Annotated in this window: 15 protein-coding genes; 2 read left to right on the plus strand and 13 right to left on the minus strand. The window is 68.1% G+C overall.

The genetic code is table 11. From position 1 onward, the window contains the following. The first annotated feature begins 5 nt into the window (after positions 1-5). Complete coding sequence (locus tag BMY35_RS26505) at positions 6-1,118, plus strand: ABC transporter substrate-binding protein (protein ID WP_093205873.1); 1,113 nt, start codon at positions 6-8, stop codon at positions 1,116-1,118. 175 nt (positions 1,119-1,293) lie between these two features. Beyond that, the gene (locus BMY35_RS26510; protein WP_093205874.1) at positions 1,294-2,406 is read left to right on the plus strand and encodes an ABC transporter substrate-binding protein; all 1,113 of its coding nucleotides are present in this window, start codon (positions 1,294-1,296) and stop codon (positions 2,404-2,406) included. Positions 2,407-2,517: 111 nt separating this feature from the next. On the opposite strand, the gene BMY35_RS38370 is transcribed toward BMY35_RS26510, so the two are convergent. The 13 genes from BMY35_RS38370 to BMY35_RS26570 form a co-directional block, all read right to left on the minus strand. After that, positions 2,518-2,667 carry a hypothetical protein gene (locus BMY35_RS38370; RefSeq protein ID WP_019656389.1) on the minus strand — a complete coding sequence of 50 codons (150 nt, stop codon included), beginning with the start codon at positions 2,665-2,667 and terminating at the stop codon, positions 2,518-2,520. Positions 2,668-2,781: 114 nt separating this feature from the next. Continuing rightward, positions 2,782-4,476: an MFS transporter gene (locus BMY35_RS26515; protein ID WP_093205876.1), complete on the minus strand. Its 1,695-nt coding sequence runs from the start codon at positions 4,474-4,476 to the stop codon at positions 2,782-2,784. Between the two features lie 176 nt (positions 4,477-4,652). Further along, complete coding sequence (locus BMY35_RS26520) at positions 4,653-5,300, minus strand: 2-hydroxychromene-2-carboxylate isomerase (RefSeq protein WP_093205878.1); 648 nt, start codon at positions 5,298-5,300, stop codon at positions 4,653-4,655. After that, entirely contained in the window at positions 5,297-5,572 is a 276-nt protein-coding gene (locus BMY35_RS26525; RefSeq protein WP_093205880.1) for a DUF1289 domain-containing protein, read from the minus strand. The genes BMY35_RS26520 and BMY35_RS26525 overlap by 4 nt, the downstream gene beginning before the upstream one ends. After that, complete coding sequence (locus BMY35_RS26530; RefSeq protein WP_093205882.1) at positions 5,569-6,057, minus strand: YbaK/EbsC family protein; 489 nt, start codon at positions 6,055-6,057, stop codon at positions 5,569-5,571. The genes BMY35_RS26525 and BMY35_RS26530 overlap by 4 nt, the downstream gene beginning before the upstream one ends. A gap of 57 nt (positions 6,058-6,114) precedes the next feature. Continuing rightward, the gene (rhtB, locus tag BMY35_RS26535) at positions 6,115-6,753 is read right to left on the minus strand and encodes a homoserine/homoserine lactone efflux protein (protein ID WP_093205884.1); all 639 of its coding nucleotides are present in this window, start codon (positions 6,751-6,753) and stop codon (positions 6,115-6,117) included. 40 nt (positions 6,754-6,793) lie between these two features. Then, the gene (locus tag BMY35_RS26540) at positions 6,794-7,714 is read right to left on the minus strand and encodes a hydroxymethylglutaryl-CoA lyase (RefSeq protein WP_093205886.1); all 921 of its coding nucleotides are present in this window, start codon (positions 7,712-7,714) and stop codon (positions 6,794-6,796) included. A 158-nt stretch (positions 7,715-7,872) separates the two neighbouring features. Beyond that, positions 7,873-8,169 (minus strand): acylphosphatase, encoded by a 297-nt coding sequence (locus BMY35_RS26545; protein WP_093205888.1) that lies wholly within the window; start codon positions 8,167-8,169, stop codon positions 7,873-7,875. Between the two features lie 17 nt (positions 8,170-8,186). Continuing rightward, a complete protein-coding gene (locus tag BMY35_RS26550) occupies positions 8,187-9,356 on the minus strand; it encodes an acyl-CoA dehydrogenase family protein (RefSeq protein ID WP_093205890.1) in 1,170 nt (389 codons plus the stop codon). 1 nt (position 9,357) lies between these two features. Continuing rightward, positions 9,358-10,575, minus strand: coding sequence for a CaiB/BaiF CoA transferase family protein (locus BMY35_RS26555; protein WP_093205892.1), 1,218 nt, complete (start codon positions 10,573-10,575; stop codon positions 9,358-9,360). A 130-nt stretch (positions 10,576-10,705) separates the two neighbouring features. Further along, positions 10,706-11,722, minus strand: a complete 1,017-nt coding sequence (locus tag BMY35_RS26560; protein ID WP_093205894.1) for a Bug family tripartite tricarboxylate transporter substrate binding protein — start codon at positions 11,720-11,722, stop codon at positions 10,706-10,708. A 31-nt stretch (positions 11,723-11,753) separates the two neighbouring features. After that, positions 11,754-12,152 (minus strand): cupin domain-containing protein, encoded by a 399-nt coding sequence (locus BMY35_RS26565; RefSeq protein WP_093205896.1) that lies wholly within the window; start codon positions 12,150-12,152, stop codon positions 11,754-11,756. Further along, a complete protein-coding gene (locus tag BMY35_RS26570) occupies positions 12,149-12,898 on the minus strand; it encodes an IclR family transcriptional regulator (protein WP_093205898.1) in 750 nt (249 codons plus the stop codon). Before BMY35_RS26570 ends, BMY35_RS26565 begins: the two co-directional genes overlap by 4 nt. Positions 12,899-12,972: the final 74 nt, after the last annotated feature.

Raw genomic sequence — 12,972 nt, forward strand, 5'->3', positions numbered from 1 at the left:
TTTCCATGACGAAAACGCGCATGCTCTGCGCCACCGCACTGCTGGCCTTCAGCGCGCTCGGCGCGTCGGCCCAGATCCTGATCGGGCAGACCGCCGGCATGACCGGCTCGGTGGCGGCGAGCGTGAACGAGACCATCGGCGGCGCGCAGCTGGTGATCGACGCGGCCAACGCCCAGGGCGGCATCCACGGCGAGAAGATCGAGGTGCTGCGCATGGACGACGGCTTCGACGTGAAGCGCGCCAGCGAGAACGCACGCGTGCTGATCGAGGACAAGAAGGTGCTGGCGCTCTTCATGAGCCGCGGCACGCCGCACTCGCAGGCGATCATCCCCTGGCTCGACAAGTACGACGTGGCGCTCATCGGCCCCTCCACCGGCGCGATGGCGCTGCACAAGCCGCTGCAGAAGCACGTGTTCAACGTTCGCGCCACCTACCAGCGCGAGGCCGAGAAGGCGGTGCAGCACCTGCTGACCATCGGCCTCACGCGCATCGCGGTGGTGTACGTGACCGACTCCTTCGGCTCCGACGCCCTCGAAGGCGCGATGACCGGCTTCGCCAAGGGCAACGCGAAGCCGACCGTGACCATCCCGGCCGACCGCGACAAGCCCGACTACAAGGCCATCGTGCCGGCCATCAAGGATGCCAATGCGCAAGCCGTGGTGTGGATCGGCTCCGGCGTGGCGGTGGTCGACGGCATCAAGGCGCTGCGTGCGGCGGGTTCGGCAGCGCAGGTGGTCACGCTGTCGAACAACGCCTCGTCGGGCTTCATCAAGCAGCTGGGCGACGCGAGCAAGGGCGTGATCGTGACGCAGGTGTTTCCCAACGAGCGTTCGCTCGGCCAGCCGATGGTGAAGGAAGCCCTGGCTCTCGCGCAGGCCAAGGGCCAGGCCGAGCTGTCGCCGGCCGCGCTCGAGGGCTTCGCCTCGGCCAAGGTGCTGGTGGAGGCCCTGCGCCGCGCCGGCCCCAAGCCCACGCGCGCAAGGATGGTGGCGGCGCTCGAAAGCCTGCGCGGCTACGACCTGGGCGGCGGGCTGGAGGTGAGCTATTCGCCGACCGACCACAGCGGCATCGATTTCGCGGACCTGTCGATCATCAGCGACGGGCGCTTCAAGCGTTGAGTCCCCGCCCCCAGAGGGCGTTTCCACAGGCCCGCCGGTGCGAACCGGCGGGCTTTTTTTTCGCCTGAAAACCTTGGTCTGACAGGGTTTGCGCGAGCTAGCGATCTGTGACGTTCAGCAACACATTACACACCTGTTGACAGAAGCACCCCGCTTCGTGGAAAGGCTTTGCTCGATGAAGAAGACGTTCACGTCCTGCGCCGTTGCGCTGCTCCTGGCCATGGCGGCGCCGGGGGCTTCGGCCCAGATCCTGATCGGCCAGTCCGCCGACCTCTCGGGCCCGGTGGCGGCCAGCGTCAAGGAAACCATCATGGGCTCGCAGCTGGTCATCGACCAGGTCAACGCCCAGGGCGGCATCAACGGCGAGCAGATCGAGATGATCCGCATGGACGACGGCCTCGACGCCAAGCGCTCGCTGGAGAACACGCGCGTGCTCATCGAGGACAAGAAGGTGCTCGCGCTGCTGCTCAACCGCGGCACGCCCAACACGCTCGCGGTGATCCCGCTGCTCGACAAGTACGGCGTGGCGCTGGTCGGCCCCTCGACGGGCGCGATGGCGCTGCACAAGCCGCTGCAGAAGAACATCTTCAACGTGCGCTCGACCTACCAGCGCGAGGCCGAGAAGGCGGTGCAGCACCTGCAGACCACGGGCATCCAGCGCATCGCCGTCGTGCAGGCCGACGACTCCTTCGGCAAGGACGCGATGGAAGGCGCGAACAAGGGCTTCGAGAAGGCCAACCTGAAGCCGGCCGTGGTGGCGCTGGCCGACCGCAACAAGCCCGACTACGCGACCATCGTGCCGCAGCTCACCAAGGCGAACGCGCAGGCGGTGCTGTGGATCGGCTCGGGCACGGCCGTCACCGACGGCGTGAAGGCGCTGCGCGCCGCGGGCTCGGCGGCGCAGATCATCACGCTGTCGAACAACGCGGCCTCGGGCTTCATCAAGGAGCTGGGCTCGGCGAGCGCGGGCGTGATCGTCACGCAGGTGCTGCCCTACGAGCGCTCGTTCGGCCATCCGCTCATCAAGGAAGCGCTGGCGCTGGCCAAGGCCAAGGGCCAGAACGAGCTGTCGCCCGCGCTGCTCGAAGGCTTCGTCGCCACCAAGGTGATGGTGGAGGCGCTGCGCCGCACCGGCCCGAAGCCCACGCGCGCGAAGCTCATCGCCACGCTGAACGCCTTCCAGTACGACGTGGGAGGCGGACTCGACATCAGCTACTCGCCGACCGACCACACAGGCATCGACTACGTCGACCTGTCGATCGTGAGCGACGGCCGCTTCAAGAGGTAGGGCTCGCCCTCAGGCTGCGCGCACCTCGTGCGCTTCGCCGACCCTCTGCCGGGGGCAACACCTGCGGCCCGGCAAAGCCGGTTCCGCGGTGTTCCGCATGAATCTTCGGGATTACTTCGGCGCGGCGGCGGGCGCCGGCTCGTGCGTGGTGGTGTCGCCACCGTGCTTCTCGCCCGACATGTCGACCTTGTCACCGGCCTTCGAGATCACGTACAGGGCAATGGCGGCGAAGATGACGAAGCCGACGACGAGTTTCCACATGGGTTTTGTCTCCTGGATGGTTCAAGAAAAAGGCCTCATGCGGTCGGCATGAAGCCTCTTTGTTGAACGGAGGGCGCGGCGCCCTCCTCTTTTCTCTGCTCTTGTTCGCGACGATCAGTCGTTCGCGTAGATGTCCACGTCCTTGGTTTCGCGGATGAAGAGCGTGCCCACCACCAGCGTGATGCCGGCGATGATGATCGGATACCACAGGCCGTTGAACATGTTGCCGGTGGAGGCAACGATGGCGAAGGCGGTGGTCGGCAGCAGGCCGCCGAACCAGCCGTTGCCGATGTGGTACGGCAGGCTCATCGAGGTGTAGCGGATGCGCGTGGGGAACAGCTCGACCAGCATTGCGGCGATCGGGCCGTAGACCATGGTCACCAGCAGCACCAGCCAGAACAGCAGCACGATGGTCAGCACCTTGTTGATCTTGGCGGGGTCGGCCTTGGCCGGATAGCCCGCGACCTTCAGGTCTTCGGCAACGCCCTTCTTGAACGCGGCGATCTCCTTGACGGAGTTCTCGTCGAACTTGGAGTTCACGACAGTACCCACGGGCGCCTCGACCGTCTTGTCGCCGATCTTCACGACGGCCTTCGAGCCCGGCGCACCGGCCACGTTCTCATAGCTCACCGAGTTCTGCACGAGGTAGCGCTTGGCGATGTCGCACGAGCTGCGGAAGTCGATCTCGCGGGCCACCGGGTTGCCCTGGAACGAGCAGGTCGCCGGGTCGGCCGTCACCGTCACGCCGGCCGTGGCCTGTGCGCGGGCGAGGTCGGGGTTGGCGGCTTCGGTCAGCATCTTGAAGACCGGGAAGTAGGTGACCACGGCCAGCAGGCAGCCGGCCATGATGATGGGCTTGCGGCCGATCTTGTCCGACAGCGTGCCGAACACCACGAAGAAGGGCGTGCCCAGCAGCAGTGCCGCGGCGATCATCAGGTTGGCCGTGGTCGCGTCGACCTTCAGCTGTGCCGTCAGGAAGAACAGCGCGTAGAACTGGCCCGAATACCAGACCACCGCCTGGCCGGCCGTCAGGCCCACCAGCGCCAGGATCACGATCTTCAGGTTCTTCCACTGGCCGAAGGACTCGGACAGCGGCGCCTTCGAGGTCTTGCCCTCTGCCTTCATCTTCTGGAAGGCGGGCGACTCCGACAGCGTCAGGCGGATCCACACCGAGATGCCCAGCAGCAGGATCGACACCAGGAACGGAATGCGCCAGCCCCAGTCGTTGAATGCCGCTTCACCCATGAACTCGCGCACGCCCAGGATCACCAGCAGGCTCAGGAACAGGCCGAGCGTGGCGGTGGTCTGGATCCACGAGGTGTAGGCGCCGCGCTTGCCGTGCGGCGAGTGCTCGGCCACGTAGGTGGCGGCACCGCCGTACTCGCCGCCGAGCGCGAGGCCCTGCAGCATGCGCAGCGCGATCAGGATCACCGGTGCCGCGACGCCGATGGTCGCGTAGCTCGGCAGCAGGCCGACGATGAAGGTCGACAGGCCCATGATCAGGATCGTCACCAGGAAGGTGTACTTGCGCCCGATCATGTCGCCCAGGCGGCCGAACACGATGGCGCCGAACGGACGCACCAGGAAGCCGGCGGCGAAGGCCAGCAGCGCGAAGATGAAGGCGGCGCCGGCATCCAGGCCGCTGAAGAACTGCTTCGCGATGATCGCGGCCAGCGAGCCGTAGAGATAGAAGTCGTACCACTCGAACACGGTGCCGAGCGAGGAGGCGAAGATGACTTTCTTCTCCTCCGAGGACATGGGCCGGGGGGCCGGATGCGGCACTCCCCTCGAATCTAGTGTGGCTGCCATTGGTCGTCTCCTGTGTATGCGTACATTCGTTCCCGGCATTCGGGACCGTGAGGCATTCTTGGAGGCGCGACTGACCCGAGCCTTTCGCGAAACTGAACCGGTGCTTACGGATTAGGGTGAAACCCGCGGGGCGCGTTTCAGCTTGTAAGAAATCGGACCCTTGCGCGGGTTTGTACTCAGGCCGGTTTGCTGCCGCGCAGCAAGGCCGGGCGCTGGTCCGCCGAGGCCCATTGCGGACCGTCGAACCAGGCATCGCCCTTCAGGTATGCGCGCAGCATCTGCAGGCCGTCGAAGCCCCAGAACAGGCGGCCGTCGACCACGTAGGAAGGCGTGCCGAACACGCCCTGCTGCAGCGCTTCGTCGGTGTTGCGCTTGAGCAGGGCCTTGCTCTCGTCGCTGTTCGCGTCGCGCTTCGGCTTGAGCTGTGCGGCGAGCGCGGCAAGGCGCGCGGCATCGCCCGCATCCTCGCCGCCGCGCCACACGTGGCGGAAGATGGTCTCGGCCGCGAGGCGGCTGATGCTGCCGTCGTCGCCCGTGGACACCGCGAGCCGCAGGTGCGGCAGCGGGTTGTAGGGATGCGAGGCCGGCATCTGGATCTCGATGCCGTGCGTGTGGCCCAGCCAGAGCACGTGGCGGTAGGTCCAGCTGCGCTTCGACGGGATCTCGGCCGGGCCGAGCTGGCCGTGCTGCTTGAGCAGCGCGCCCAGCAGCACCGGCTTGTAGGCCACGCTGTAGCTCAGGCCTTCCAGCGCCTCGGGCAGGTGCTCGAAGGCGAGGTGCGCGTAGGGCGAGATGAAGTCCAGATGGAAGTCGATGTGCTTCATGCGTGCCTGTCTCCTGTGTCGCTTGTGCCGTCTGGAGCCCGCCAGATGCCGGCCTTGGCCCGCAACTCTATCGCGCGCCACACGTGGCGCCGGGTTTCGTCTTCCATCCTGCTCCAGCCCACGATCTCGGGAATGGTGCGCAGGCAGCCTTCGCAGAAGCCGCTCAGGCGGTCCATGCGACAGACCGACGAGCACGGCGAGGGCACGTCTTCCACCATGGCCTGCACGGCCACGGCGCGTTCGGCAAGCGTCTCGGCTTCCGCGAAATTCACACCACGTCGGCCACCGGCGCGCCGGTGAGCTTCTCGAGGTCGTGCGGGCGAAGCTGGAACACCGCATGCGGATGGCCGGCCGCGGCCCAGATTTCCTCGAAGCGGAACAGCTCGCGGTCGATCAGCACCACGGGCGGCGTCACATGACCCACGGGCGACACGCCGCCGATGGTGAAGCCGGTGCGCGCCTTCACGAAGTCGGCGTCGGCGCGGCCGGTCTTGCCGACCAGCGCGTCGACCTTCTTCTCGTCCACGCGCTTGTCGCCCGAGGTGATGACGAGCACCGCCACTTCATCGCTCTTGCGCCGGAAGATGATGCTCTTGGCGATCTGGCCGACCGAGATGCCGAGCGCGTCGGCCGCCTGCTGCGCGGTGCGGCAGGCGTCGTCGAGCATGCGTGGGGAATGGGGATGGCCGGCATCCTGCAGCGCGCGGGAAACGCGCCGGACGCCTTCGGGGAGGGATTGGAGTTCAGAACCGCACATGGATTCGAATCTATCAGGCTGTCGCCAGACTGGCGGTAGAGCGTCGTCGAGCGCCGCTCAGGCGCTGCGCTTGAACATGAACAGGAACGCGCCCATCGCCATCAGCACGCCGCCGAAGACGCGGTTCTGCGCGCGCCGTGCGCGCACGCTGCGAAGCATGCCCTGCAGCCGCGCCGCCAGCCAGGCATAGCCGTGCATCACGGTCACGTCGACCATCACCGTCGTGGCCAGCAGCACCAGCAGTTGCAGCCACAGGGGCCGCGTCGGCTGGATGAACTGCGGCAGCACGGCCGCCATGAAGACGATGCCCTTGGGGTTGGTCACGTTGGTCAGGAAGCCGCGCAGCACGCGCTGCGAGGCCGTGAGGTCGGGCTCGGCCGACGCCTCCTGCGCATTGCCTTCAGCCTTCGCGACGGGCGCGCGCCACTGGCGCCAGCCCAGCCACAGCAGGTAGCACGCGCCGACCACCTTGATGACCGTGAAGGCCGTGGCCGAGGCGGTGAGCACCGCGCCCACGCCGAGGCCGGCCACCAGCAGGATCACGGCGAGCCCCAGCTGGAGCCCGACGATGGTCGCCGTGGTGCGGCGCACACCGTAGCTGAGGCCATGGCTCATGCTGAGCACGGCGCCCGAGCCGGGCGACACGGCGATGACGCAGCTCGCCACCAGGAATGCGAGCCAGACATGCAGGTCCACGCTTGTTCCTCTTCTTTCTTCCTTTGGTTTGCGATGCGCTTCAGCCGGCGCGCTTGGTGCGGATGGCCTTCGAGGCGCGCGAGTTCGGCTCGCGGCCCAGTGCCTCGCTGATGTAGACGCCCGCGTCGATCAGCCTGTCGAGGTCGATGCCGGTCTCGATGCCCATGCCGTGCAGCATGTAGACCACGTCTTCCGTCGCCACGTTGCCCGTCGCGCCCTTGGCGTAGGGGCAGCCGCCCAGGCCGGCCGAGGACGACTGGAAGTTCCACACGCCCAGCTCGAGCGCCGCCAGCGTGTTGGCCAGCGCCTGCCCGTAGGTGTCGTGGAAGTGGCCGGAGATGGCGTCGACATCGAAGTGCGCCAGCGTGGCCTCCATGGCCGCCTGCACCTTGCGCGGCGTGCCCACGCCGATGGTGTCGGCCACGTCCACGCGCTGCACGCCGATGCCCTTCATCAGCTGCGCGAGGTAGCCGACCTTGGCCGGCGCGATCTCGCCCTCATAAGGGCAGCCGACCGTGCACGACATGGCGCCGCGCACCTGGATGCCCTTCTCGAGCGCCGCGGCCACCACGGGCGCGAAGCGCTCGATGCTCTCGGCGATGGAGCAGTTGATGTTCTTCTGGCTGAAGGCCTCGCTCGCGGCGCCGAACACCACGATCTCGTCGGGCCATTCCTCGCGCGGTGCGGCGATGGCCGCCTCGAAGCCCTTCATGTTGGGCGTGAGCACCGAGTAGCGCACGCCGGGCTTGCGCCGGATGCCGTGCATCACCTCGGCGTTGTCGGCCATCTGCGGCACCCACTTGGGACTCACGAAGCTGGTGACCTCGATCTCCTTGAGGCCCGCGTCCTGCAGGCGGTGCACGAGGCCGATCTTCACTTCGGCGGAGACGGGCTGCTTTTCGTTCTGCAGGCCGTCGCGCGGGCCGACGTCGACGAGGCTGACTTTGGTGGGGAGTTTCATGGGATGTCTCTTGTATCGCAGGAGGATGGAAGACCGCCTCCGATTGTCGGCCACATGGAAATACCCTGCCTGGTACACAAGCGGCGGAAGGTAGCAATGCGTGCCTGTGGCGTTGCAAATGGTGCCAGCCGCGCGGCACCGGCGGCTGGAAGAGCCGGCTAAACGGTTTCGCGCTGCTCGAAGCCTTCGGGCAGGTCGTCCGCCGGCCTGGCGCCGACCATGTCGCCCAGGTCCACGGCATCGACGCGCGCACCGTCCGGCCCCTGATGCGCCCAGCGCACCAAAGCCTCCACTGCGCCGGCCTCGCCTGCGGCAAGCGCCTCCACGCTGCCGTCGCGCCGGTTGCGCACCCAGCCGCGCACGCCGAGCCGCCGCGCGGCCTGCACCATCGACCAGCGGTAGCCCACGCCCTGCACGAGGCCGCGGATCACGAGATGGCGGGTGACGGTGTTCATGGCTCGAGAGGAAGAGATCAGTACGACTTGGGCAGCCCCAGCGCCTTCTCGGCGATGAAGTTCAGGATCATCTGCGGGCTTACCGGCGCGATGCGCGGGATGTAGCTCTCGCGCAGCAGCCGCTCCACATGGTATTCCTTCGCATAGCCCATGCCGCCGAGCGTGAGCACCGCGTTCTGGCAGGCATCGTGCGCCGCCTCGGCCGCGAGGTACTTGGCGGCGTTGGCCTCGATGCCGCAAGGCTCGCCCGCGTCGTAGAGCGTGGCGGCCTTGAGCATCATCAGGTCCGCCGCTTCCAGATTGGCCCAGGCACGCGCCAGCGGATGCGCCACGCCCTGGTTCTGGCCGATGGGCCGGCCGAACACGACGCGCTCCTGCGCGTACTGCGAGGCGATGCGCAGCGCCGCACGGCCGATGCCGATGGCTTCCGCCGCGATCAATATGCGCTCGGGGTTGAGCCCGTGCAGGATGTACTCGAAGCCGCGCCCTTCCTCGCCGATGCGGTCTTCCTCCGGCACGTGGAGCCCGTCGATGAAGAGCATGTTGGAGTCCACCGCCGCGCGGCCGAGCTTGTGGATCTCGCGCACCTCGACCTTGCTGCGGTCCAGCGGCGTGTAGAACAGCGTGAGGCCCTGCGTGGGCTTCTTCACCTGGTCGAGCGGCGTGGTGCGCGTGAGGATCAGCATGCGGTCGGCCACCTGCGCGGTCGAGATCCAGATCTTGCGGCCGTGCAGCCGATAACCGCCATCGGGCTGGCGCACGGCCTGCGTCTTCAGGCTGGTGGTGTCGAGCCCCGCATCGGGCTCGGTCACGGCGAAGCAGGCCTTCTCGGTGCCGGCGATCAACGGCGGCAGGAAGCGCTGGCGCTGCTCTTCGCTGCCGAACACCACCACCGGGTTGAGCCCGAAGATGTTCATGTGCACCGACGACGCGCCCGACATGCCCGCGCCCGACGCGCTGATGGCGCGCATCATCAGCGCCGCCTCGGTGATGCCCAGCCCCGCGCCGCCCTGCGCCTCGGGCATTGCGATGCCGAGCCAGCCGCTCTCGGCCACGGCGCGGTGGAACTCGTGCGGGAACACGGCGCGGTCGTCGTGGTCGCGCCAGTAGTCGATGGGAAAGTCCTCGCAGAGGCGTTCGATGGCGGCGACCAGCGAGCGCTGGTCTTCGTTCAGGGAAAAGTCCATTTCAGTCCTTGGCTGTGTCGGGTTGCAGCGTCACGCCGCGTTCGAGCATGCGCTCGATGGCCTCGTCGCTGTAGCCCGCCTCGCGCAGCAGCTCCACGCTCTGCTCGCCGATGCGCGGCGCCGGGCGGCGAATGGCGGCCGGCGTGGCGCTGTAGCGGCCGACCGGCGCGAGGGTGCGGATGCGGCCCTCGCTCGGGTGGTCGAGCTCGGGATAGAAACCGACGGCGCGCAGGTGCGGGTCGTCGAGCAGGGATTCGGTGCTGTGCAGGCGCGCGACCGGGATGTCGGCGGCAGACAGCGCGGCGAACCACTCGTCGCTGCCGCGCGTGGCCATCACCTCGGCCACGAACGCGTAGACCGCGCCGATGTTCGCGGCGCGCGCCGTGTGCGTGCCGAACATCGGCGAGCTGCGCAGCTCCGGCCGGCCGATCACGTCGAAGAAGGCCTGCCAGTGCTTGTCGTTGTAGATGAGCACGCTGAGGTAGCCGTCGGCCGTGGCGTACGGCTTGCGATGCGGCGCGAGCAGGCGCGCATAGCCGGTGGGGCCGAGCGGCGGCTCGAAGCTGTGCCCGCCGAGATGGTCGCCCATGACGAACTGCGACAGCGCCTCGAACATCGGCACCTCGACGGCCTGCCCCTTGCCGGTGCGCTGGGCATGCAGCACGGCGGCCAGCAGCGCGATGGCGGCCTGCAGCCCCACCGCGCGGTCGGCCAGCGTGACGGGCGCGTAGCGCGGCGCGCCGCCGCTTTGCTGCGCGAACAGCGAGGCGACGCCGGCCGCGCCCTGAATCAGGTCGTCGTACGCCGGCTTGCCCGCATAGGGCCCTTGCTCGCCGTAGCCGAAGGCGCCGAGGTAGACGATCTTCGGGTTCGCCGCCGACACCGCCTCGTAGCCGAGCCCGAGCCGCGCCATCGCCTGCGGCCGCGTGTTGTAGATGAGCGCATCGCTGCCCGCCGCCAGCCGCAGGCAGGCTTCGCGGCCCTCGGGCTGCTTGAGGTCGAGCACGATCGAGCGCTTGTTGCGGTTGAGGTGCATCGCCATCGCGCCCATGCCCGGGTTGCGCATCGGGCCGACGGCACGCAGGTTGTCGCCGCCGGGCGGCTCGACCTTGATGACGTCGGCGCCGAGGTCGCCCAGCGTCTGCGTCGCATACGGCCCCATCACCACGGCCGTGAGGTCGAGGATGCGGATGCCTTCGAGAGGTCCAGGAGTATTCATGTCTTCGCTCCTTCCCCCTCTGGGGGAAGGCTGGGATGGGGGCAGGCAGGGCGCCCGATGGAGACGCCGCATGCCCCCACCCCTGCCCTCCCCCAACGGGGGAGGGAGAAATGCAGATTCAAGGCAGCGCTCATTCGGGCTGGATCCCCGCGGCCTGGATCAGCTTCTTCCACTTCGCCAGTTCCGACACGGTGAATGCGCCCAGCTCTTCCGGCGTGCTGCCGAAGGCGTCGAAGCCCAGCTTCGCCACGCGCTCGCGGAAGACCGGGCCGTTCGCCATCTCGGCGAGCGCCTTGTTGAGCTTCAGCACGATGTCGCGCGGCGTGCCGGCCGGCGCGAACACGCCGTTCCACGAGGTGATGTCGAAGCCCTTGAGCTCCGGCGTGTCGGCCAGTGGCGGCAATTCGGGAAAGAGCTTGGTGCGCTCCTGCGTGGTGACGGCGATCGCGCGCATCTTGCCGGCCTTCACCGTGGCGAGGCCCGCCGCGAGGTCGACCACCATCATCGACACCTGCCCGCCGATCAGGTCGGCAATGGCCGGCGGCGTGCTCTTGTAGGGCACGTGCAGCATCGGCACGCCGCTCATGCGCGAGAGCGTGGCGCCGCTCACGATGCCGGTGCTGTTGCCGCTCGCATAGGTGAGCTTGCCCGGGTGGGCGCGGCCCCAGGCGAGCAGCTCGGCCACGCTCTTCACCGGCAGGTCGTTGTTCACCACCAGCATGAAGGGCAGGTTGCCCATGCGGCTCACCGGCGCGAAGTCTTTCACGGGGTCGTAGGGCAGCGACTTCATCAGGCTCGGATTGGCCGAATGCGTGGTGTTGGTCGTCATGAACAGCGTGTAGCCGTCCGGCGCCGCCTTGGCGACGTACTCGGCCGCGATCACGCCGTTGGCGCCCGCCCGGTTGTCGATGATCACCGAGGCCTTGAGCGCCTCGCCCAGCATCTGCCCGGTGATGCGCGCCACCGCGTCGGTGCCGCTGCCGGCGGCGAAGGGCACGACGATGCGTATCGGCTGCTTCGGGTAGCCGTCCTGCGCGAAGGCCCAGGGCATGGCGCCCGCGAGGCCCGCGGCCGCGCCGATGGAAATGAAACGGCGACGGTTCGCCATCGCGGCCGGTTGCCCGGTCGCGTTCTTCGTTGTCTGCATGGTTTGTCTCCGGTTGTTGTGCTGTCGGTTCTCAGGGCCGGATCACGCGCTCCGGCGATTCCTCGTACGGCGGGCTGTAGATCACCAGCACGCGCACCGGCTCGTCGCTCACCACGGTGAAGGTGTGCATCGCGTCGACGGGAAAGAAGCAGCTGTCGCCCGGGTGCAGCTCCTGCCGCTGGCCGCCCACCTCGGCGACCGCGCGGCCCTCGAGCATGTAGCAGACCTGCTCGATGCCCGGGTGGGCGTGAGGCAGCGCGCCCTTGCCCTTCTGGATGTGGCCGACCAGCACCTCGAGCTGCTTCGCGCCCACGGTCTCGGGGCCGATCAGGCGCTTGTTCAGCGTGCCGGTGTGGTTCGCGGGGTGGTAGCCGGCGATCTCGGCCTCGCGGACGAAATAGCGGGGGGCTGCGGCGGTCGTCGTTGTCATCTGGGGCTTTCGTTCTTGGGTTCGATGGCGAGGCAGGCGGAGCGCAGCATCGCGGCGATCTCCTCGATGCGCGCCTCCATGCGGTAGCGCGGGCCGGCGACGGAGATGGCATAGGCCTCGCCGCCGATGCGCAGCGGCCAGGCCAGGCCGATCAGGTCGGGAATGCTCTCGCCGAGGTTGCCGTACCAGCCACGCGTGGCGGAGCGCTGCAGCTCGGCCTCGATGGCGTCGGCGGTGGTGAGCGTGGCGTCGGTCAGCGGCGCGAGCGTGGCGCCTTCGAGCAGCTTGCGGCGCTCGTCGGGGGCCAGCGTGGACAGCAGCGCGCGGCCGATGGAGTTGGCGTAGGCCGGGCGCGTCTCGCCCGACTCGGCGGTGTAGCGGATGCTCTGCGGCGCGCTCAGCACCTCCAGGTACACCACCTGCCCCGCGTCGCGGAACTTGCCGAAGACCACCGTCTCGCGCGCCGCGTCGCGCAATTCTTCGAGCGTGGCCTTCACCCGGTCGAGCACCGGGTCGTGGGCGGCGATGACCTGTGCCATCGCAAGCAGCCTGCCCGTCGGGTAGTAGCCCTGGCGGCGGCCGGTCTCGTACATGTAGCCCTGCTCTTCGAGCGTGCGGATCAGGCCCAGGCAGCTCGACACCGGCATGTCAAGCAGCCGCGCCATCTCGGAAAGAGCCAGCGGCTGCTTCTCCCGGGCGAAGAGCTCGACGATCTCGATCACCCGAAACGCAGTTTTCACAGTCATGAAAAGATTTTCATACTTGTGAAAAACATGTGTTTCAGGGTTTCCCCTGCCCGCGATGCATTCCGGCGGGACCG

The sequence above is a fragment of the Variovorax sp. YR750 genome, from assembly GCF_900109805.1.
In the GTDB taxonomy this organism is placed as follows: Bacteria; Pseudomonadota; Gammaproteobacteria; order Burkholderiales; family Burkholderiaceae_C; genus Variovorax; species Variovorax gossypii.

What these genes read in the sequence shown, in the direction of transcription:
- BMY35_RS26505 (WP_093205873.1), top strand. Translation starts at nt 6, where the DNA reads ATGACGAAAACGCGCATGCTCTGCGCCACCGCACTGCTGGCCTTCAGC.
- BMY35_RS26510 (WP_093205874.1), top strand. Translation starts at nt 1,294, where the DNA reads ATGAAGAAGACGTTCACGTCCTGCGCCGTTGCGCTGCTCCTGGCCATG.
- BMY35_RS38370 (WP_019656389.1), bottom strand. Translation starts at nt 2,667, where the DNA reads ATGTGGAAACTCGTCGTCGGCTTCGTCATCTTCGCCGCCATTGCCCTG.
- BMY35_RS26515 (WP_093205876.1), bottom strand. Translation starts at nt 4,476, where the DNA reads ATGGCAGCCACACTAGATTCGAGGGGAGTGCCGCATCCGGCCCCCCGG.
- BMY35_RS26520 (WP_093205878.1), bottom strand. Translation starts at nt 5,300, where the DNA reads ATGAAGCACATCGACTTCCATCTGGACTTCATCTCGCCCTACGCGCAC.
- BMY35_RS26530 (WP_093205882.1), bottom strand. Translation starts at nt 6,057, where the DNA reads ATGTGCGGTTCTGAACTCCAATCCCTCCCCGAAGGCGTCCGGCGCGTT.
- BMY35_RS26540 (WP_093205886.1), bottom strand. Translation starts at nt 7,714, where the DNA reads ATGAAACTCCCCACCAAAGTCAGCCTCGTCGACGTCGGCCCGCGCGAC.
- BMY35_RS26545 (WP_093205888.1), bottom strand. Translation starts at nt 8,169, where the DNA reads ATGAACACCGTCACCCGCCATCTCGTGATCCGCGGCCTCGTGCAGGGC.
- BMY35_RS26550 (WP_093205890.1), bottom strand. Translation starts at nt 9,356, where the DNA reads ATGGACTTTTCCCTGAACGAAGACCAGCGCTCGCTGGTCGCCGCCATC.
- BMY35_RS26555 (WP_093205892.1), bottom strand. Translation starts at nt 10,575, where the DNA reads ATGAATACTCCTGGACCTCTCGAAGGCATCCGCATCCTCGACCTCACG.
- BMY35_RS26560 (WP_093205894.1), bottom strand. Translation starts at nt 11,722, where the DNA reads ATGCAGACAACGAAGAACGCGACCGGGCAACCGGCCGCGATGGCGAAC.
- BMY35_RS26565 (WP_093205896.1), bottom strand. Translation starts at nt 12,152, where the DNA reads ATGACAACGACGACCGCCGCAGCCCCCCGCTATTTCGTCCGCGAGGCC.
- BMY35_RS26570 (WP_093205898.1), bottom strand. Translation starts at nt 12,898, where the DNA reads ATGACTGTGAAAACTGCGTTTCGGGTGATCGAGATCGTCGAGCTCTTC.